Raw genomic sequence first — 19,048 nt, forward strand, 5'->3', positions numbered from 1 at the left:
GACACTTGCGCATGCTTCAAGTGCCACTTTGCCTTTGGTATTTTCGTTTACAACCTCACCCATTGGTATGATGTTGAACATTCGCCGTCGTTTGCCCTGGATGATCCAACCTACTGCATATCACCGCAATTGAACATGCCCCTATCGCCATAATGGCAGCAGCTATTGGAAGAGAGGTTAAGCCTCCATGCTGGACAACCACTCCACCAACCGCGGATCCTCCTGCGATTCCCACATTAGAGGCAACTGGATTCAACGATGCGGCAAGGTCCTTCGTTCTTGGTGCGAACTGCTTGGCCAAATCGATCAAATAGAGCTGTGCTGGTGCGCTCACAATACTCGACATTGTGGCTAACACCATGAGTACGACCATTCCTAAAATCGGGATCGATGCGGTCATACTAAAAACGATATAGACTACCGTTTGTATAAGAAATACGAATCTAAGCTTGCTTACCGCATTTCCCGACGCAATCTTACCTCCTAGCCAGTTGCTAACAATCGTGGCAATCCCATATACCAGCAGCACACCGCTGACCGAACTCTTAGGAATATTCATCACTTGTTCCAGTAACGGTGTAATGTATGTATACATAACAAATACGGCTCCCACAGCCATAACCGGAATAAAGAAAGCAAGAATGATGCGTCCATTCGTGAGCAGTTCGACCTGATCCTTGAGCGAGCTAGGCACAGGTTTCGGTAGTCCGCGTGGAATATACATATAATTTAGTACAATAGCAATTCCAGCTAATATTCCATTTAGAACAAATGCAGCCGGCCAAGTGAAAAACTGCCCTACTAATGTGCCAATCGGCACACCAAGCACGTTCGCAATCGCGAAACCACTCAGAATAGTAGCAATCCCTTTGCCTCTCTTGTCAGGGTCAACCACTTCGCTAGCTATCGTAATTGCTACAGACAGGACAAAGCCACACAGTACGGCTGTAACTATTCTCGTCACCAATAGCATACTGTAAGATCCGGATACAGCACTCCACAAATTCAGTAGCAGAATCAATACAAGAGTTACAAGAATCGTAATCCGTTTCGGAACACGGCTGCATAAGGACATCATTAGAGGTGTGCCAATCGCGTAAGAGATCGCGAAGCCTGATACCAATCCCCCGGCTGTCGCTAGCGTAACTCCAAGACTCGCGGATATTTCCGAGAGTAAGCCAACAATAATATACTCCGTCGTACCCAGAATAAAAGCCATAAACGTAAACGAGAAAATCAATGCGTTCTGTCGTGTTGTTTTCATGGTGCTCCCCTACCCATTTTTCTCTATATTTAAAAGAACATGCAATACTCATATTACTCATTTAGGCTATGTTGAGCAATCCTATTTTTCGTGCTCTTCCTTCCAGACATAATAAAAGAGCCTACGGATTCGCAGACTCTTACTTGGAATATTTCCGTTTGCGTATACGTTGTTGATTCGGAAGGGATTTAAAAAAAAACAAGCGAGTCCATCCTTCAGAACGGCTCGCTCGGTTCAAACAGATATTGTATTAGCAAGCAGAGCTTACTGCATCTCTTTCGTCGGTCCCATCACGCCCGGCACCGTTAGGCCCGCCTGACGGAGCAATACCGTCATTTGACCACGATGATGTGTCTGATGATCGATGAGCATCCGCAAAAACTTGCCTCTGATCATCTTGCCTCCAAAAACGTTGATTTCTTCAGTCATCATTTCATCCGTGAATTTTTTTGCTTCGCTATTATAGGCATCGATAACTGCCTCGTATTTCTCCACGATCTCGCCCATTCGCTCCGGTACTTCAGTCCCCCGCTCAATCGCGGGAGTATTCAATCCGGCAAGCTGTCCGAACGCTCCCGCCGTGCCGACCAAATGCCAAGCCAACCAGCCCAGAGAGTTATGTCCTTCCACGATCGCCGTGTTCATCTTGTCGTCCGTGATCGCTTTCATGACGGACAGCGTACCAGGCGCCGATGCTGTCCAATCTATCAAAAAGTCTCCTGCTTTACGGTACATGTATTTGCCTCCAATGAATGTATTCCTTTCTATTGTATACTCTATAGGACTCTAAATTCAAACCAACCCACTGCTTCTAAGCCAGCTCCAACAAATCCCTTGTATCAGCGTTCCTCAAACTTATGACATAATACCGCCCATGATATTAGGTGAGATTCTGTGCATCAAACGAAAAGAAATGATACTATGTATGATGGATAAAGGACTTCGCAATTGCTAAAAATCTTTTTTAGATGTTGCAACAGGAGGAGATAAAATGAGTAACGAACAGAACTTTTGGCTTGATTTACCGAAGCCATTTTTTATATTAGCGCCAATGGAAGATGTCACAGATGTTGTATTTCGTCACGTCATTAGTGAAGCTGCAAAACCCGACGTATTTTTCACGGAATTCACAAATACAGAAAGTTATTGTCACCCTGAAGGAAGACATAGTGTCCGTGGTCGGTTAACATTCACAGAAGATGAGCAACCGATTGTCGCTCATATTTGGGGCGATAAACCAGCATTTTTTGAACAGATGAGTATTGATATGAAAAAACTTGGTTTTCGTGGTATCGATTTAAACATGGGATGCCCAGCACCCAACGTCGCGCCCAACGGAAAAGGTGCTGGATTAATACAACGTCCTGAAGTTGCAGCAGAAATTATCCAAGCAGCAAAAGTAGGTGGATTACCAGTTAGTGTTAAAACAAGATTAGGTTACACTAATATTGACGAGTGGCGCAATTGGTTAGAACATTTATTTAAACAAGATATTGCGAATCTTTCCATTCACCTTCGTACAAAAAAAGAGATGAGTAAAGTAGATGCACACTGGGAGTTAATCCCTGAAATAAAAAAATTACGAGATGAAATTGCTCCAAATACGTTGTTAACTATTAATGGAGATATTCCTGACCGCGCAACAGGATTAAAATTAGTAGAACAATACGGCGTTGATGGTGTCATGATTGGCCGCGGTATTTTCACCAATCCATTTGCTTTTGAAAAAGATCATAAAGAACATAGCGCGAAGGATTTTCTCAATTTACTACTTTTACAGTTGGATCTTCACGATAAATATTCCATAGAAACCGAACCACGTCTATTTAAACCACTTCTTCGCTTTTTCAAAATCTATGTTCGTGGATTTAGAGGTGCAAACGAACTAAGAATCCAATTAATGGATACCTCTTCAACAGATGAAGTACGTCGTTTAGTAAAACGTGTTTTAGATGAAGAATTAGATTGAGACATACCCACCTTTTCCAGAATCCAAGTATTTAGACTTCACTCCGAAATGTTTGCGAAATCAATACGACTACATCAAAAATAATGAGAGACCTCCCAAAAGTTCAATGAACTCATGAAAGGTCTCTGATTATTGCGCTCCCTTCGCTAGAAGGGCTTTTATATAACTGTCTTTCTTCTTTTGTACGTCTATCGAGACAAAATGAGGAAGGACGAAATAACCCTATGACTCTATGTATATCTTGCAACTATTTAGTTTCAAAAACTGTTCGCAGATGTCCATTCTGTGGAAGAAATTACGGCAAATTAAGTTGGCTTCGAGAGAGTCGAACATTTAATTTTTTTATGTTCTTAGTTACCGTTTCAATATGTTTAATATAAATTTTCGACTTACTTTGGTGAAAAAAAACATCCCCAATCATATCGATAATAAAGACCACTTAGGATATTGAAGTGCACCCCTTATAGTAGACATTGGAAAAACCCATATGGGAAACCGATGATACTTTAGGGGTGTATTTTTATGAGGAAAAGAGAGCAAACGAATAAATTGTATTCAAATGAAGTAAGGAAAGAAGCCGTGCGTTTACACGAGGAGGACAAATGGACGTACAAGCAGATTACAGAAAAGTATGGAATACAAGATAAAGATAGAGTTCGTAAACGTAAATGGGTGTATAAATTCAGGAAACTAGGCGAATACGGATTATTGGATAACAGAGGCCGCCGAGAAGAGTATATAGATAAGGATCGTTACAACTAACAACTTCAACGGGAGAATACGGTACTAAAAAAGTGCTTAGAAATCTGGAAACGGGAGGTGTAAAAGGCAAGTATGCAATTATCGAGGAGTTATCTGATCTTTACCCAGTGACTCTGCTATGTGAATTACTTGATGTATGGAGGAGCGTATACTATAGATATCTTAAGCGTAAGCAAGCAGACCCTGATGGCGTAATCAAGCAGCGGATAAAGGCGATTTATCTACAGCGTGAGCGAATTTACGGCTATAGGAGAATCCAAGGTGAGTTAGAACGTCAGTACAATGAAACGGTGAATCATAAGAAAGTATTACGTCTGATGCAAGAAATGGGTATTAGATCTATCATTCGTGCTAAGCGTCCCTATTTTAGTAATTATCAAACCGCGCAATCAGATGGCAGGGTATCTCCAAACCTCTTTATCGTGAATTCACTGCTACGAAACCAAACCTTAAATGGGTTACAGATATCACACAATACCGCGTTGGGGAGCAGCGTCTCTATCTGTCTGCCATAAAAGATTTGTGTGGGAATGTTATTGTAGCGTTTCATACTAACACTAGAAATGACAATGAGTTGGTGCTGAACACCTTTGCAAAAGCTTTTAAACAACACAAGGATGCTTCTGGTAAGATAGCTGATCTAATCGTTCATAGCGACCAGGGATCCCAATATACGTCCCACGAATACCACGATCTACTACCTAAGGTCGGCGCTCGAATCAGCATGTCTCGTCGGGGCAATTGTATAGACAACGCCGCAATGGAAAGTTTTTTCTCGCATCTAAAAACGGAAGCACTCTACCCCTATGATATTAGTTCAATTAGCGAGGCTCAACAACGAATTGAGGAGTTCATTCGATTTTATAATAATGAACGAATCCAAATTAAATTAAAAAAGAAGACTCCAGTTGAGTATCGACTACAATTCACATCATGAGTGTGTTAGATCAAAATCAAATGTTAGAACTGGACTTCATTAAGCTAATGGGCAATTTAATTTAAAAATACCCAATATAATTAATCTATTTTGTCTCCAAACTTCTTTCCGAATTCCTCCATTAGATCAATAATTGGAATCAATTTCTCCCCTTTTGATGTTAACGAATACTCAACACGCGGAGGTACTTCGGGATAAACTTTGCGATTAATTAAGCCATCCGCTTCTAATTCTCGAAGTTGCTTGGTTAGAGACCCTTGTGAAATCCCCCATAAAAGAGTCTTGATTTCATTGTATCGATGCGGTTTATACTTTAAAAACCATAGAATCAGGTACTTCCAACGTCCTGAAAGCATGTTTTGGGTATAGGCAATGCCATATACTTCTCTGTGATCCTTCTTACATTCTTCGTTAAATCCATCTTTGCTTATTCTAGACACCTTTCCACCTCAATCTGCTGTTTGGTACAAAAAAAAGTACTATGTCAATTTTAATTTCCCTCTTCAAAAATAAGAGCAATGTATATATATTAGTGCATGTATACAGATTACTCAATCGACTCAATAATAAAGTAGAAAATAGGAGGAATGAAAATGAGATTTGGAATTATAGGTGCAGGACCAATTGGATCAAATATTGCGAAAAAATTGGTTGAGAATGGACATGATGTCAAGATTGCAGATGCTCGTGGGATTGAACGCTTGGAAGGGAAAAAACTTACAGGAATACCTGTAATCGTAGAAGATGTAATTAAAAATATTGATGTTCTTATAACATCAATCCCTTTCCACACGCTGCCAAGCATTCGCAACATTATTGATAAAGTTGGGGAGAAAGTAGTCGTTGTAAACACTTCAAATTATTATCCTCAAATAAGCAATAAGATCGAAGAGATTGAGAACGGGATGGTTGAAAGTGTGTGGGTATCCAATCATTTTGGTAGACCTATCATTAAAGCTTTCAACAATTTCTTAGCCTATACGTTAGAACATCATGGAACTCCCGAAGGGACTAATGGACGCATTGCCATAGCGATTGCTGGTGATGACCTATCCCATAAAAATAAAATTATGGGTCTAGCGAACAATCTAGGCTTCGACTCCGTAGATAGTGGTTCTTTAAGCGATTCGTGGAGACAACAGCCAGGAACCCCTGCGTACTGTACAGAACTTACAAAAGAGGAACTAACCATAGCCTTAAATAAAGCGAATAAAGAAAAAGCTCCATTTCTGCGTGATAAGGTGATGGAAAAGCTGTCAGCTTCTCCAGGTGCAATTTCAATTCAAGATGTTATTAAAGCAAATAGAGAAATATTTAATTCTTAAGTTAGAAACCCTTATTGAGGTAATTGGCGATCAACTAACGGGAGACGATAGTTAAATCATTGAAGCGGCTGACCAAATTCTAGTCTGCCGCTTTGTCATTTAAATAATTCAGTTTTATAGGGCTTTTTTCATTGTCTACAATATTGGGTCTTGACCATATACCTAGGTGGTCTTATGCTCATTCTATTTCTTCGTCTTTTGGGACGCTCCTTTATAGGCATCTGAATTTTCACCAGCAAATTCTGCATCAAGACTTGGAACACCTAGTTTCTTTTTTACTTGTTTGGAGCTATGCTTCGCATTATTCTTCTCATTCATCACAAATACACCTCCTCGTGTCGGTAGTATTATGTGGTGAGTAGCTTCACATTATTCGATGTGATGGTCGCGGAGTCCTGTTTTTGAGAAGTTTTTTATATAAGGAAAAAAGCCCACCGACCATACAGAACTGATACCTTGAAGGCAGTTCATATAGGTTAGTGGGCTTTAACTATATAAAAATCTCGCATTAATACATGAATAATTTAAACTATAGATTATTGAAATTTATCAGCAATCATTTTACGTTGTATTTGCCTAATTATTTCGTTATCCAGCATTTTCTTTTGCTGATCGATTTGCTGAGCGCGGGCTACGGGCATTAATTGCGTTCCTCAATGTAATCTACCTTAGTCTCGACTCGTGTTACACGTTGCAACGTTTCCAATTGCGATCCGGCATCCCCATTCCCCTGTTCTAATTTTTAATAGATATTCCTCACGTAACAGTGATGGCAAAGTAAAAAACATAATGGAAACCATTCGAAAATATTAACTACACACAAGAATAAAAAGGTAAATTGTCCCAGTTTAGCGAATTACAATATAGATCGTTATTCCTATTAAATCAAAGAGAGGAGATAACAACCTTGAAATATCAAGGCGCTGTAGTTAAAGAACAAGGTGTAACCTTTGCTATTGTAATTGTAAAACCTCAAATTCTTAATTCTGCAGAACGCGAAATAGTGAGAAGTAGGTTTAGACCTTACTTTCCTCTCGGCATTCCAATTGTTTTGATGGCACAGAATCCCAATGGCATACCTACGTATCATGGAAAACAAGATATTGTTAATTTTTTAGCTAGCATTGATTTTCAGGGTATTTCTTGGAAGGAATACTCCATCGGATAGCCCCTGCCTTCATAGATTGAATTTTCAAATCAACATTCTCAGCATTGGAATTAAAGATCTAAATTCCATCACTTCACTTCCTTTAAATAACTCTGTGTCAAAAAAAATACGCCCTATACGGCGCCGTCTGCTTTCGATTTTTCTTCCACAGGTTGCTGAGCCCTCTCTATGATTGCCATTACGTGATTTTTAAGCAAAAACGGGACCCCTAAAGGTCCCGTTTTCCTTGATATATCAGGCTTTTTGATGTAATGATTACATCATGCCGCCCATTCCACCCATGCCGCCCATATCAGGCATACCTGGTTTTTCTGGTTCTGGTTTGTCTGCGATAACTGCTTCAGTTGTCAGGAATAGACCTGCTACGGAAGCTGCATGTTGTAGTGCAGAACGAGTTACTTTCGCTGGGTCAACGATACCTGCTTCAATCATGTTTACCCATTCGCCAGTAGCTGCGTTGAATCCGATACCTGGTTGTTCTTTCTTCAGACGATCCACGATAACGGAACCCTCTTCACCAGCATTTGCTGCGATAGTACGAATTGGTTCTTCCAACGCGCGAAGCACGATGCTTACGCCTGTCTTCTCATCGCCAGTAACATCGATTGCTGCTACTGCATTGTATACATTCACAAGTGCTACACCGCCACCTGATACGATACCTTCTTCAACCGCTGCACGAGTAGCGTTCAAAGCATCTTCAATGCGAAGTTTGCGTTCTTTCAATTCTGTTTCTGTAGCTGCACCGACTTTGATTACTGCTACGCCGCCAGCCAATTTAGCTAGACGCTCTTGCAGTTTTTCTTTGTCGAACTCGGAAGTTGTATCTTCCAGTTGTGCACGGATTTGATTCACGCGAGCTGTAATGTCGCCTTTATCACCACTACCGTCTACGATGGTTGTGTTCTCTTTAGTTACACGCACTTGACGAGTTGTACCCAATTGCTCGATAGTCGTGCTCTTCAAGTCAAGGCCGAGTTTCTCAGTGATCACTTGACCACCAGTCAAAGCAGCGATATCTTGCAGCATTGCTTCACGACGGTCGCCAAAGCCTGGAGCTTTTACAGCTACAGCGTTGAACGTGCCACGTAGTTTGTTAACGATCAACATAGCTTGTGCTTCGCCTTCGATATCTTCAGCGATAATCAAGAGCGGACGAGCTTGTTGTACGATTTTCTCTAGAAGTGGCAAAATTTCTTGCGTGCTGCTGATTTTCTTATCCGTGATCAAGATATACGGATTGTCCAGAACAGCTTCCATCTTGTCAGTATCTGTGATCATGTATGGGGAAATGTATCCGCGATCGAATTGCATTCCTTCTACAACTTCCAATTCGGTTGCGAATCCACGGGATTCTTCAACGGTAATTACGCCGTCTTTACCGACTTTCTCCATTGCTTCAGCGATCAATTCGCCCACTTCTTCGTCGCCAGCAGAAATTGCAGCCACTTGAGCGATCGATTGTTTGTCTTCAATAGTTTTGGAGATCTTTTGCAATTCAGTTACCGCAGCTTTAACAGCTTTGTCGATACCTTTTCGAAGACCAATTGGGCTAGCACCTGCAGTTACGTTTTTCAAGCCTTCACGAATCAAAGCTTGAGCAAGAACTGTTGCAGTAGTAGTACCGTCACCGGCTACATCATTTGTTTTAGTTGCTACTTCTTTAACTAGTTGAGCACCCATGTTCTCGAATGCATCTTCTAGTTCGATTTCTTTAGCAATTGTTACGCCGTCATTTGTAATTAATGGGCTACCGTATTTTTTCTCCAGTACCACGTTGCGACCTTTAGGTCCCAATGTTACTTTTACTGCGTTTGCCAAAGCATCTACACCACGAAGCATCGCGCGACGCGCGTCTTCACTAAATTTTATATCCTTTGCCATTGTTAATTACCTCCCTATATAATTTAAGCGAATATTTCTTAACCGATAATCGCGTGAATGTCGCTTTCTTTCATTATCAGATATTCTTTACCTTCGTATTTAACTTCTGTTCCAGCGTATTTAGAGAACAATACACGGTCGCCTTCTTTAACTTCTAGAGGAACCCGAACCCCGTCTTTCAATGCACCGCTACCAACAGCAACAACTACACCTTCTTGTGGTTTTTCCTTGGATGAGTCTGGAAGCACGATACCGAAAGCTGTTGTTTGCTCTTGCTCAATTGCTTCTACCAATACGCGTTCACCTAAAGGTTTGATCATGAATAATGTCCTCCTTTGAATATGTTGGTGTTAATCTAATAGTTGTAATCCTCGTGATTAGCACTCGACATGCCTCAGTGCTAACAACCAATATTTATGATACTCAACTTGAGCCAAAATTTCAAGTTTCTTTGAATATTTTTTACCTACTTTTTTAAAAACAACCTCAAAGCACTCCTTCATCTTTCCTCCGTACTCACCTATATTACCCTTTTACTTACAAAAAAACGCGCTTATTAAGAAAAGTAGCGCGTTGAAATAATCTATTTATATTTTTCCTTACGTTCCGCATCTGCAGCTAATTGCCGACGATGTACACGACTAGATAGCAGCACACTAAACTCATACAACACAATAAGCGGAACCAGTACGAGAAATGCCGAGAAAAAATCAGCTGGTGTAATCATAACTGAAATAACAACCAGTGCAAAATAAGCCACACGTCTCATTTTTCGCAACTTGAGTGGGTTTAAAATCCTTATATGAGTTAGGAATAAAATGACAACCGGGAGCTCGAATAATAGAGAGATCGGTAACACAATGTTAATTAAGAACTTGAAGTAATCAGCCATGCCATACGTCTCTATTAAACCTAACTCCTTATTTAAGGAACCTGTAAACGTCATCGCAAGCGGAAAGACGACAAAATAGCCAAATGCAACACCTAATAGAAAACAAATAAATACAAATGGAATATATCTCAACGTCGCTTTGCGTTCCTTAGGCTTCAGACCAGGACTGACGAACGCCCAAATTTGAAATAGGGTAAACGGTAGTGTAATGCCAAGCGCTACCATCATCGCAATTTTCATATAGACTCCGACGCCGTCCCAGAAAGAGAACGCATTCAGTTCAATCTGCACTCCTGAGATTACATTTACCGTCAAATAATGATAGATAGGTTTAACAACAAAGAAGGCTGCTACGAGAACTACTGTAAACACCAGTAAGGTGAAGAATAATCGCCGGCGAAGTTCCGACAAATGATCGATCACGCTCAACTGCTCCTGCCCCTGAGCCATACTCCGCCCCCTTTAGTCCTTGTTTACTCCTACATCATACAAAATCCCCTCAAAAAAGAAGGGATTGTTCTTCGTATAGAGATCTCCAGTTCAACTATTCAGGTAATCGCCAATCATCAGGTTTCGGAGACTCACTCTTTACAGCAACAGATGCTTCTGGCTTCTTCACCTCAGGTCCATCATCTACGATATCCCGTGTCGCCTCTTTGAATTCACGGTAAGTACGACCCACAGCTCTCCCTAATTCAGGCAGCTTGTTAGGCCCAAATAACAGCAATGCTGCAATAATGATCAATAGCAATCCACCAGCGCCCATGATAGTTTCCCCTTCCGAAACAACAAATAGATAAGGTAGTTCATCATCACGTTTCCTGCATACGCCCACATCATACCATAACTAATGTCACAGTTATAGCCTGATTATTCGACACATTTAACATATTTACAGAAAAGACGATCGTTATTTCGCTGGTGAAAATACATTGATTCATTCTTACCCATCATTTACAAACGAAATTGTCCTGTTACCATCAATAATGCTTCAGGTAGTTGATTCATAATTGCAGCTAAATTCTCATGCACACCTTTCGGTGTACCAGGTAAATTAACGATTAATGTACGTCCGCGAATACCAACAATGCCCCGGAACAGCATGGCACCTGGATTTTTCTGCATTGCTGAATATCGCATCGCTTCGGCCATCCCCGGTACCTCTCGCTCAATAACCCGCCTTGTCGCTTCCGGAGTTACGTCCCGAATGGCTAATTCTGTACCCCCTGTTGTAAGAACAAGATCGGCGTGGAAATAATCAGTCATTTCAATCAAAGCGGCAATGATCTCATCGGGTTCATCTGGAACGATGCGATACTCGATAATCTCGCCACCCAATTCTTCCTCAACCAATTCCCGGATAACCTGGGCGCTCGTATCTTCACGTTCACCTCTGGCTCCTTTGTCACTTGCCGTAAGGATTGCAGTCTTCCAAACCAAGTGCTCACCCCCTCATCCATTTAGGAACTCCCGTTCCGATAATATTAGCTCTCTCTCTGCTAAGACCGGGTATAATCCCCGCTCTTGCCACCCATTTTGGATCGTAACAGTGTAGGTCCGATCACCATATCCTTCTGCAGCGCTTTGCACATATCGTATACCGTCAGTGCTGCTGCTGATACCGCTGTCAGCGCCTCCATTTCTACGCCAGTTTTACCCTCCGTTTTAACCGAGGCTTCTATGTAAAGTTCATCAAGTCCATTATCGGTAAAAACAATATTCACACCTGTTAGCGGTAGCGGATGACACAGAGGAATCCATTGTGATGTTGCCTTTGCCCCCTGAATACCAGCAATCTGGGCAACTGCAAGCACGTCCCCCTTACCAATCTTACCTTGCTTAATGGCTTCGAGTGTGGATGGATCCATAGTTACCATAGAGCTGGCTATAGCCACACGAACGGATATGTCCTTCTCTGATATATCTACCATGTGCGCTCTACCTTGATCATTAAAATGAGTCAGTTCCCCTTGAACTGCAGCCGAATCCATAGCTTTATTCACTACTTTCTTTCCTATATATAACGCCGGACGCCGTAAACAGCATGTCCAGCCTAAAATCATGATCTTCCATGGGAATATCCCTGGCAATAAATTGTTCCTTTAGTGCCAATGCTGCAAGTTTAGTATGATTATGTCCCAGGTCTCTAAGTTTGGCAATAAAACGATCGTAGTATCCTCCCCCGAAACCGATTCGGCCACCTTGATCGTCGAATGCAAGTCCTGGTACAAGTACTACATCAATTTCATTCCAGCGGGAAACGGGCCAAACTGCCGCATCCTCACCTGGTTCGAGAATTCCCCAAACGCCAGGGACAAGACTTTGCTCATCAACGTATTCATGCAGTACTAGCGAAGCGTTGGGGGCTATTCTGGGCACCAGTACCCGATCACCTCGGATCAGACTATTCTGGATAAAATAACGCGTATCAGGTTCGTCACGAAACGATACGTAACTGAACACGGTTAGTCTTCCTCCTCTGAGTTCTCGAAGAGGGCCTAGCACCTCATGCTCAGCCCGAAGGCATGCCTCTTCTGACTGTTCCCTACGGGAAGATTCAGTTACCCGGGACCGAGTATCTATCATCTGATGTCTTAATGTTTGTTTCAAATCTGCGATATCCAAGTTACTCCTCCTTACCACCTTCGAAGATTGGAGTTCCCTTGTTCTGAATAGCCATCCCTAGTTCATCTCTTCACCTAGTGTATCATTGTTAGCACAAAATGAAAACTGATCATCAAACCCTTATTGAGCCTCTGTTAAGCGATAACAATGAGCGGTGCACTAAGCCCTCTTTTCATGTACACTAATAGAAGATAAATTAATACGGATAACCTATAAATGATTAAGGTTCCTAACGATATGGAGGATCAATATAGTTATGCTGCTTCAAGCAACGGACATTACAAAATTATACGGTGTTACTAGTGTGCTCAATGGGATTAACCTGCAGATTTTAGAGCGGGACCGCATCGGTCTTGTTGGAGTCAACGGCGCAGGTAAATCGACTCTTCTACAAATTTTAGCCAATGAAATGTCCTATGATGGCGGACAAATTTTCAAAGCTAAAGAAACGACGATTGGCTATCTTGCCCAAAATAGCGGCTTACAATCAGAGAACACGATATGGGAGGAAATGCTCAGCGTATTTGCCCCATTAATCGAAACGGAACGTGAGTTACGCCAAATGGAAATACAGATCGCCGATCCGAATCAAGCTGCTAACGAAAAAGCTTATCAAAACTTACTTGAACGTTACGCCGTTAAGTCCGACTGGTTTAAGGATAATGGTGGATATGAAATGGAGACTCGGATCCGAAGCATTCTTCACGGAATGGGCTTTGGCAACTTCGCACCTGACACGGTCATTTCTACACTAAGTGGCGGTCAGAAAACGAGGCTTGCGTTGGCTCGGATCTTGCTACAAGCTCCGGACCTACTCATGCTCGATGAGCCAACAAACCATTTGGATATTGAAACATTGACATGGTTGGAAGACTATCTTCGGAATTACTCTGGTGCCTTGCTGGTGGTCTCACATGACCGCTATTTTCTTGATCGACTTGTCACTGCAATTGTCGAAATCGAACGCAATCAATCCCGTAGATATACGGGAAATTACAGTCGTTACATCGATCTCAAAGCTGCAGAATATGAGAGCCAAATGAAACTATTCGAGAAACAACAGGATGAAATTGAGCGAATGGAAACCTTCATTCAACGCAATATTGTCCGTGCCTCCACCACCAAACGTGCGCAAAGCAGACGTAAAGCACTGGAGAAAATGGATGTTATGGATCGACCACTCGGCGACCTCAAGAAAGCTAGCTTCTCATTTGAAGCAGAGGTAATGACTGGCAAGGAAGTCTTACAAGCAAGCGATCTCTCTTACTCCTTCGGAGATAATAAAGCTCCCTTGTTCCAAGACGTCTCCTTCGACATGAAGCGAGGGGAAACAATTGCACTGATTGGCCCTAATGGTGTCGGTAAATCCACACTACTCAAACTGCTTATTGGTGACCTTGAACCTTCCACAGGTACGATTAAATGGGGAAGTAAAGTCAAAATCGGATATTACGATCAGGAGCAAACTCATTTAAATCTGCGAAATACAATTTTGGAAGAAGTCTGGAGTACGTTCCCCCATCTGGAGGAGACACGTATTCGCAGTGTGCTAGGTAATTTCTTATTCAGTGGTGAAGATGTACTCAAGAAAATTGCGGCACTTAGTGGTGGCGAAAAGGCTCGTGTAGCACTGACCAAATTAATGCTCCAACAAGCCAATGTTCTTATTCTCGATGAGCCAACGAACCATTTAGATTTGTACAGCAAAGAAGTGTTGGAATCTGCTCTACTTGATTACGATGGAACACTCTTCTTTATCTCTCACGACCGTTATTTTCTCAACAAAATGGCCGAGCGAATTGTCGAGCTTCATCCCCGTGGCTCACAACATTTCCTAGGAAATTATGACGATTATATAGCGAAAAAACAGGAACTCTTGGAGATCGCCGCTGAGAAGGCTGCAGCTGAGGCCACCAAAAAGACAAGTCGCTCAGCTGCAGATTTGGAGTCCTCGGTCGCTAAGACAGGGGCTGCTTCCTTTGAAGCAGACAAACAAGCTAAACGGGAAGAACGAAGCCGTCTCCGTCGTATTGAGCAGTTGGAACAGCTCATCGCGAAACTGGAGAGTGAAATTACTGAGCTTGAGATTCAATTGACACTCCCTGAGGTATATCAAGACTATGTAGCTATTCAAGAACGTCAGACAGAAATCGATAAGAATAAAGCAGAGGTGTTGGCTGCTTATGAAGAATGGGAGACATTAGCTGAGCAGGGATAAGCCTAAAAAAAATTTTTTTACACTGCCTTAACAATCCCGGCTTTTATTCACATAGATATCCACACTCGAAGAATTCAGCTCGGCATCAAAAGCGACCTATTAGGTCGTTTTTTTACGGGTACGTAGCCAATTTCCTAAATTTTCATGTCTTATCCACCGAGTTATGCACACTATCCACAGTTTTCTGAAAAAAATGACTTGTTTTTCGTAAAAATGTTCAAACTCTTGGTACGCAAGCTTTCATCTTTTTTTCATTAATTCTATCGACAATCTGTGGATAACCTTGTACACAGCTTGACAAATCCATAACATTAAATTAACAAAATATCCTCCTTGGATGTTGTTACCTTCTATTTCATACAAACGATTATAAAAATAGAGAAGTCCCCGAATGTTAGCTTGGCAACATTCACGGTACTTCTCTCCTTGTTCTTAAATCTTAATTATCTCACTATGATTCAACCTTCAACCCAAGTCACTTGCCTGTTACATCAACTTCAATTCCTTCGTCGGCTTCAATTGAGATATTTATCTTAGCTTTTGCCCCGCTTCCCACCAGTTTAATCCGGTAAGTCCCCTTCTTAACATGGAGTACGTTGTCACCCTTGGCTGTCCCCTCCGTAAGAACGTTAACCATTTGATCAGGATCAACAGCTACGAGTTTGAATTTCCCTTTATACACTTCTTGATCATAATGAATGGTCACATTTCCTTCTTCTTTCACAGAGAATATCCATACTGTATCCATTCCATTAAAACGTGAGAAAGATTTCTCAAGTCCCCCATCTTGGGTAACTCCGCCCAACTGACTCCCGTAACTGTATGTATCGCCTTCAGATGATATTTCTGCTACATCATCATAGACTCCCTTCTGCCGATCCGTAGCACCGCAACCGCTAAGTAGTGACAACAAGATCAATCCACAAATCAGCATAGCAAGCCCGACTCTACCTTTACTGGCTCTATCTATATTAATTGGCAACATGTTTTGTTCCCCCATGAATAAGTGTTGAATTAGATTTGGTGTAATAACTACTGACAGATGGCAACAAAGTCACAGCTTGAATAGCTAATCCGAGCGTTATATAAACAATATGAATGGTAGATATTTCGCTAACGATATAGACTTGCACCGTAATCCAAATAATAAGTGCAAATCCGATATAAAGTGAAAATGCCCATGACCAGTGTAGCTGCTTGAATACATTCAACTTCTCTCCTATTTTCCAGTCCCATTTTATAATGAGAGCCGACATAACAATCAGTGGAAACACACCTAGTGCTAACAGCAGAATGATTCCTGGAATCAGAAAATCAGGAAATATCGTCACCTTCATGAGATCAATAGACATCCCCATCATATTACCGCTAGGATCAAAAACCAGAAATAAGCCACCCACCACGGCTCCTATACCAAGAAAAGCTTGAAGTGCAATTAACAACCAACCAGTAAAAGTACGTTTTGATGCAGCAACCATTCAATATCATCTCCTTAATACAAACTTGAATCATGTGAAATATATCACTAATATTTTTAGAAACGCCCTCTACCAATATCTTCTATATGATTAGGAATACTTTAACATATGCCGAACTATTTGAAAATTACGAAGCCTTTGGGCTTACTTGAAAGTGACGAATTTAACAGATAATATATACACACAAGCGGCTTAAGAAAGGTGGATGTAAATTGACCCGTAAAGTGGTAAACAGCATCACGGAGTTGGTCGGCGATACACCTGCCGTCAAGTTAAACCGTCTGATTGGAGAAATGGACGCCGAAGTCTACGTCAAGCTCGAGTATTTCAATCCAAGCGGAAGCGTCAAAGATCGCGCAGCCTCTTATATGATCACAGAAGCAGAACGAGCAGGCATGCTGAAGCCGGGTGCTACGATCATTGAGCCTACAAGCGGTAATACTGGTATTGGGTTAGCTATGAATGCAGCTGCCAAAGGATATAAAGCAATTCTGATCATGCCTGACAATATGACGAAAGAGCGGATTAATATACTCAAAGCCTATGGTGCAGAGGTTATACTTACCCCCGCTGCGAAACGGATGAGTGGTTCCATCGAGAAGGCATTAGAATTACTAGAGAAAATTCCAGGAAGCTTCATGCCTCAACAATTTCAAAATGCTGCGAATCCGCAAATTCACCGACTTACGACCGGACCAGAAATATTCCGGCAAATGGACGGACGTTTGGATATGTTTGTGGCTACTTCTGGAACAGGTGGAACCATAACAGGAACAGGTGAATATCTCCGCGAACATATTCCAGGTATTTCAGTTATTGTCGTCGAACCACAAGGATCTCCTGTTCTTTCAGGCGGCCAACCCGGACCTCATAAACTCGTAGGAACAAGTCCTGGATTTATCCCGTCGGTACTAAATACTGAGGTTTACGACGAGATTGTCCAAGTCAAAGATGAAGATGCGCTCGAAACTACCCGAAAGCTCGCTGCCTTGGAGGCCATCCTTGTTGGTCCATCGGCTGGAGCTTCTGTATGGACAGCGCTTCAGTTCGCCCGCAAACTCGGTAAGGGTAAACGCATTTTGTGCATCGCCCCTGATACCGGAGAACGATACCTTAGTATGGATGTATTTCAGTGAGAGAGTCCGATCAATCGAGTCGCCGTAACATAAACTAACTATAAAGTGAGGTGCGTCGCAAATGAGTACAATAATCGATGGTATATCCCACATTGACAGTAACGAGCTTCATGAAATAATTCAGGACCCCGCAAATCGAACCCTGATCATTGATGTCAGGGAGCCTCATGAATATATCGGAGCACATATTCCCGGTATCCCATTAATACCAATGGGGGAAATCGCAAGTTATATCCATGATCTTGATAAAGAAAGAGAATATGTATTTGTCTGTCGAAGCGGATACAGAAGCTTACAGGTAGCGAACTACTTCAAACATTTCGGCTTCGAACAGGTTCATAACTACGAAGGTGGCATGCTGAACTGGGAACATGAAGTTACCTCAGGCCCAGAGAATATTATCACAACGTTCGAACCACAGAAACTTGAAAGAGAATGATCTCTTTCCCCTCATAAGAAGAGGCTGATTACACAAGTAAACACCCTTGTAAATCAGCCTCTTTACTCATCACAGAATTTTTCCGCAACAAGGATATATCTATTCATTCACTGTTGTGACTCCAGATTCAAGCAAGGGTTCGTACATCATTAGCGCATGATTCTCCGTTACGTAAGTATCTTCGATTAATACTTGATCCAAAGAATAAGTCCTTCGATAAATCAAATTATGCCGCACATGCCCACCCCAATATTCACCGGTGATTCGATGTTGCTTCTCATAGACTTCATAACGATGAATTGGCTTCATCTTAGATCTAATCTCCCCAATTAGGTCCGTATCAGTTAACCTGATACATAATTGAAGTGGATGATCCGTTGGGTTATATAATCTCAGATCCAAATAATTGTATGAACAGGTAGCCCCGCTTCCAAATGGCTGACTCCGAGATGAATCTGGAAACACATCATAACTGTGACGATGACGTTCCTTAATCTCCAACGGGGAATGTAAACTCATCCAATAGAGTAGATTTGTAAGTTGACATAAACCGCCACCTACACCGTGCTTAAACTTCCCATAATGAAGAATCATACCATCGACGTACCCTTTTCTCCTCGTCGGCTTGCCTACCAAACGCCAGAAAGAGAACGTCTGTCCAGGATGAATAATCAACCCATCTATCTTTTGCACGGCTATCTTCAGATTAATAATTTTGTTATGCTGCAACTGCATATCTACATCCTTCAGCTGCCTGAGTAGAATTGTTTGATGCTGCGCTATGTGCTCTTGGAAAAGTTCGCTTTCTCGCTTTGTAGCCCATTTATCGTCGCCGAATATCCATTTTAAATGTCGTTTACACCGAAAATACCTTGTGCCTACCCACATTCTAATCTTGGACCGTTTGATAGGTTTCACTTGCTCTCCTCCATTTATTGGATTTCCAGCTTC

23 protein-coding genes are annotated in these 19,048 nt (G+C 41.8%); 9 read left to right on the forward strand and 14 right to left on the reverse strand.

Features of this window, described 5'->3' with window-relative positions:
• Positions 1–55: 55 nt before the first annotated feature.
• Together EJP82_RS10610 and EJP82_RS10615 are read right to left on the reverse strand one after the other, a co-directional pair.
• On the reverse strand, positions 56–1,264 hold the full coding sequence (locus tag EJP82_RS10610) for an MFS transporter (protein ID WP_127192024.1): 1,209 nt from the start codon (positions 1,262–1,264) through the stop codon (positions 56–58).
• 264 nt (positions 1,265–1,528) lie between these two features.
• Positions 1,529–1,999 (reverse strand): DinB family protein, encoded by a 471-nt coding sequence (locus EJP82_RS10615; protein WP_127192025.1) that lies wholly within the window; start codon positions 1,997–1,999, stop codon positions 1,529–1,531.
• Positions 2,000–2,255: 256 nt separating this feature from the next.
• Between EJP82_RS10615 and EJP82_RS10620 the strand changes: the two genes are divergently transcribed.
• From EJP82_RS10620 to EJP82_RS28830, 4 genes are all read left to right on the forward strand, one after another.
• A complete protein-coding gene (locus EJP82_RS10620) occupies positions 2,256–3,233 on the forward strand; it encodes a tRNA dihydrouridine synthase (RefSeq protein WP_127192026.1) in 978 nt (325 codons plus the stop codon).
• A gap of 522 nt (positions 3,234–3,755) precedes the next feature.
• Entirely contained in the window at positions 3,756–3,995 is a 240-nt protein-coding gene (locus EJP82_RS10625; RefSeq protein ID WP_127192027.1) for a helix-turn-helix domain-containing protein, read from the forward strand.
• 32 nt (positions 3,996–4,027) lie between these two features.
• Positions 4,028–4,510, forward strand: a complete 483-nt coding sequence (locus EJP82_RS28365) for an IS3 family transposase (RefSeq protein WP_127192028.1) — start codon at positions 4,028–4,030, stop codon at positions 4,508–4,510.
• Complete coding sequence (locus EJP82_RS28830; RefSeq protein WP_425464336.1) at positions 4,462–4,932, forward strand: IS3 family transposase; 471 nt, start codon at positions 4,462–4,464, stop codon at positions 4,930–4,932. The genes EJP82_RS28365 and EJP82_RS28830 overlap by 49 nt, the downstream gene beginning before the upstream one ends.
• An 80-nt stretch (positions 4,933–5,012) precedes the next feature.
• On the opposite strand, the gene EJP82_RS10640 is transcribed toward EJP82_RS28830, so the two are convergent.
• Positions 5,013–5,372, reverse strand: a complete 360-nt coding sequence (locus EJP82_RS10640; protein ID WP_127192029.1) for a winged helix-turn-helix transcriptional regulator — start codon at positions 5,370–5,372, stop codon at positions 5,013–5,015.
• A gap of 153 nt (positions 5,373–5,525) precedes the next feature.
• On the opposite strand from EJP82_RS10640, the gene EJP82_RS10645 reads away from it, so the two are divergent.
• Positions 5,526–6,257, forward strand: coding sequence for an NADPH-dependent F420 reductase (locus EJP82_RS10645; RefSeq protein ID WP_127192030.1), 732 nt, complete (start codon positions 5,526–5,528; stop codon positions 6,255–6,257).
• A gap of 183 nt (positions 6,258–6,440) precedes the next feature.
• Here EJP82_RS10645 and EJP82_RS28635 read toward each other — a convergent pair whose 3' ends face one another.
• Complete coding sequence (locus tag EJP82_RS28635) at positions 6,441–6,575, reverse strand: hypothetical protein (RefSeq protein WP_281278189.1); 135 nt, start codon at positions 6,573–6,575, stop codon at positions 6,441–6,443.
• Positions 6,576–7,164: 589 nt separating this feature from the next.
• Here EJP82_RS28635 and EJP82_RS10650 point away from each other — a divergent pair.
• Positions 7,165–7,425, forward strand: a complete 261-nt coding sequence (locus tag EJP82_RS10650) for a hypothetical protein (protein ID WP_127192031.1) — start codon at positions 7,165–7,167, stop codon at positions 7,423–7,425.
• A gap of 255 nt (positions 7,426–7,680) precedes the next feature.
• On the opposite strand, the gene groL is transcribed toward EJP82_RS10650, so the two are convergent.
• The 7 genes from groL to EJP82_RS10685 all read right to left on the reverse strand — a co-directional run bounded on the left by groL (position 7,681) and on the right by EJP82_RS10685 (position 12,826).
• The gene (gene groL, locus EJP82_RS10655; RefSeq protein ID WP_127192032.1) at positions 7,681–9,309 is read right to left on the reverse strand and encodes a chaperonin GroEL; all 1,629 of its coding nucleotides are present in this window, start codon (positions 9,307–9,309) and stop codon (positions 7,681–7,683) included.
• A gap of 38 nt (positions 9,310–9,347) precedes the next feature.
• Entirely contained in the window at positions 9,348–9,629 is a 282-nt protein-coding gene (groES, locus tag EJP82_RS10660; RefSeq protein ID WP_127192033.1) for a co-chaperone GroES, read from the reverse strand.
• Positions 9,630–9,892: 263 nt separating this feature from the next.
• On the reverse strand, positions 9,893–10,651 hold the full coding sequence (tatC, locus tag EJP82_RS10665; protein WP_127192034.1) for a twin-arginine translocase subunit TatC: 759 nt from the start codon (positions 10,649–10,651) through the stop codon (positions 9,893–9,895).
• 94 nt (positions 10,652–10,745) lie between these two features.
• Positions 10,746–10,967, reverse strand: a complete 222-nt coding sequence (gene tatA / locus EJP82_RS10670) for a twin-arginine translocase TatA/TatE family subunit (protein ID WP_127192035.1) — start codon at positions 10,965–10,967, stop codon at positions 10,746–10,748.
• A 188-nt stretch (positions 10,968–11,155) separates the two neighbouring features.
• Entirely contained in the window at positions 11,156–11,641 is a 486-nt protein-coding gene (locus EJP82_RS10675; RefSeq protein ID WP_127192036.1) for a MogA/MoaB family molybdenum cofactor biosynthesis protein, read from the reverse strand.
• 59 nt (positions 11,642–11,700) lie between these two features.
• A complete protein-coding gene (gene moaC, locus EJP82_RS10680; protein ID WP_127192147.1) occupies positions 11,701–12,192 on the reverse strand; it encodes a cyclic pyranopterin monophosphate synthase MoaC in 492 nt (163 codons plus the stop codon).
• Between the two features lie 4 nt (positions 12,193–12,196).
• Complete coding sequence (locus EJP82_RS10685; RefSeq protein ID WP_127192037.1) at positions 12,197–12,826, reverse strand: 5-formyltetrahydrofolate cyclo-ligase; 630 nt, start codon at positions 12,824–12,826, stop codon at positions 12,197–12,199.
• A 256-nt stretch (positions 12,827–13,082) separates the two neighbouring features.
• Between EJP82_RS10685 and EJP82_RS10690 the strand changes: the two genes are divergently transcribed.
• Positions 13,083–15,044 (forward strand): ABC-F family ATP-binding cassette domain-containing protein, encoded by a 1,962-nt coding sequence (locus EJP82_RS10690; RefSeq protein WP_127192038.1) that lies wholly within the window; start codon positions 13,083–13,085, stop codon positions 15,042–15,044.
• A 475-nt stretch (positions 15,045–15,519) separates the two neighbouring features.
• Here EJP82_RS10690 and EJP82_RS10695 read toward each other — a convergent pair whose 3' ends face one another.
• Both EJP82_RS10695 and EJP82_RS10700 read right to left on the reverse strand, forming a co-directional pair.
• A complete protein-coding gene (locus EJP82_RS10695) occupies positions 15,520–16,029 on the reverse strand; it encodes a hypothetical protein (protein WP_127192039.1) in 510 nt (169 codons plus the stop codon).
• On the reverse strand, positions 16,016–16,522 hold the full coding sequence (locus EJP82_RS10700; RefSeq protein WP_127192040.1) for a hypothetical protein: 507 nt from the start codon (positions 16,520–16,522) through the stop codon (positions 16,016–16,018). Before EJP82_RS10700 ends, EJP82_RS10695 begins: the two co-directional genes overlap by 14 nt.
• A 212-nt stretch (positions 16,523–16,734) precedes the next feature.
• On the opposite strand from EJP82_RS10700, the gene cysK reads away from it, so the two are divergent.
• Both cysK and EJP82_RS10710 read left to right on the forward strand, forming a co-directional pair.
• Positions 16,735–17,658 (forward strand): cysteine synthase A, encoded by a 924-nt coding sequence (gene cysK / locus EJP82_RS10705; protein ID WP_127192041.1) that lies wholly within the window; start codon positions 16,735–16,737, stop codon positions 17,656–17,658.
• 61 nt (positions 17,659–17,719) lie between these two features.
• Positions 17,720–18,097 carry a rhodanese-like domain-containing protein gene (locus EJP82_RS10710; protein WP_127192042.1) on the forward strand — a complete coding sequence of 126 codons (378 nt, stop codon included), beginning with the start codon at positions 17,720–17,722 and terminating at the stop codon, positions 18,095–18,097.
• Positions 18,098–18,196: 99 nt separating this feature from the next.
• Here EJP82_RS10710 and EJP82_RS10715 read toward each other — a convergent pair whose 3' ends face one another.
• A complete protein-coding gene (locus EJP82_RS10715; RefSeq protein ID WP_246054042.1) occupies positions 18,197–19,015 on the reverse strand; it encodes a VanW family protein in 819 nt (272 codons plus the stop codon).
• Between the last annotated feature and the right edge of the window lie 33 nt (positions 19,016–19,048).

It is taken from the genome of Paenibacillus anaericanus (assembly GCF_003994475.1).
Classification (GTDB): Bacteria; Bacillota; Bacilli; order Paenibacillales; family Paenibacillaceae; genus Fontibacillus; species Fontibacillus anaericanus.

Coding starts and splice junctions, on each gene's coding strand:
- tatA (WP_127192035.1), bottom strand. CDS start 10,967: ATGGGCGCTGGTGGATTGCTATTGATCATTATTGCAGCATTGCTGTTA.
- EJP82_RS10690 (WP_127192038.1), top strand. CDS start 13,083: ATGCTGCTTCAAGCAACGGACATTACAAAATTATACGGTGTTACTAGT.
- EJP82_RS10645 (WP_127192030.1), top strand. CDS start 5,526: ATGAGATTTGGAATTATAGGTGCAGGACCAATTGGATCAAATATTGCG.
- groL (WP_127192032.1), bottom strand. CDS start 9,309: ATGGCAAAGGATATAAAATTTAGTGAAGACGCGCGTCGCGCGATGCTT.
- EJP82_RS10710 (WP_127192042.1), top strand. CDS start 17,720: ATGAGTACAATAATCGATGGTATATCCCACATTGACAGTAACGAGCTT.
- EJP82_RS28635 (WP_281278189.1), bottom strand. CDS start 6,575: ATGAATGAGAAGAATAATGCGAAGCATAGCTCCAAACAAGTAAAAAAG.
- EJP82_RS10625 (WP_127192027.1), top strand. CDS start 3,756: ATGAGGAAAAGAGAGCAAACGAATAAATTGTATTCAAATGAAGTAAGG.
- EJP82_RS10620 (WP_127192026.1), top strand. CDS start 2,256: ATGAGTAACGAACAGAACTTTTGGCTTGATTTACCGAAGCCATTTTTT.
- tatC (WP_127192034.1), bottom strand. CDS start 10,651: ATGGCTCAGGGGCAGGAGCAGTTGAGCGTGATCGATCATTTGTCGGAA.
- EJP82_RS10615 (WP_127192025.1), bottom strand. CDS start 1,999: ATGTACCGTAAAGCAGGAGACTTTTTGATAGATTGGACAGCATCGGCG.
- EJP82_RS10695 (WP_127192039.1), bottom strand. CDS start 16,029: ATGTTGCCAATTAATATAGATAGAGCCAGTAAAGGTAGAGTCGGGCTT.
- moaC (WP_127192147.1), bottom strand. CDS start 12,192: ATGGATTCGGCTGCAGTTCAAGGGGAACTGACTCATTTTAATGATCAA.
- groES (WP_127192033.1), bottom strand. CDS start 9,629: ATGATCAAACCTTTAGGTGAACGCGTATTGGTAGAAGCAATTGAGCAA.
- EJP82_RS10610 (WP_127192024.1), bottom strand. CDS start 1,264: ATGAAAACAACACGACAGAACGCATTGATTTTCTCGTTTACGTTTATG.
- EJP82_RS10700 (WP_127192040.1), bottom strand. CDS start 16,522: ATGGTTGCTGCATCAAAACGTACTTTTACTGGTTGGTTGTTAATTGCA.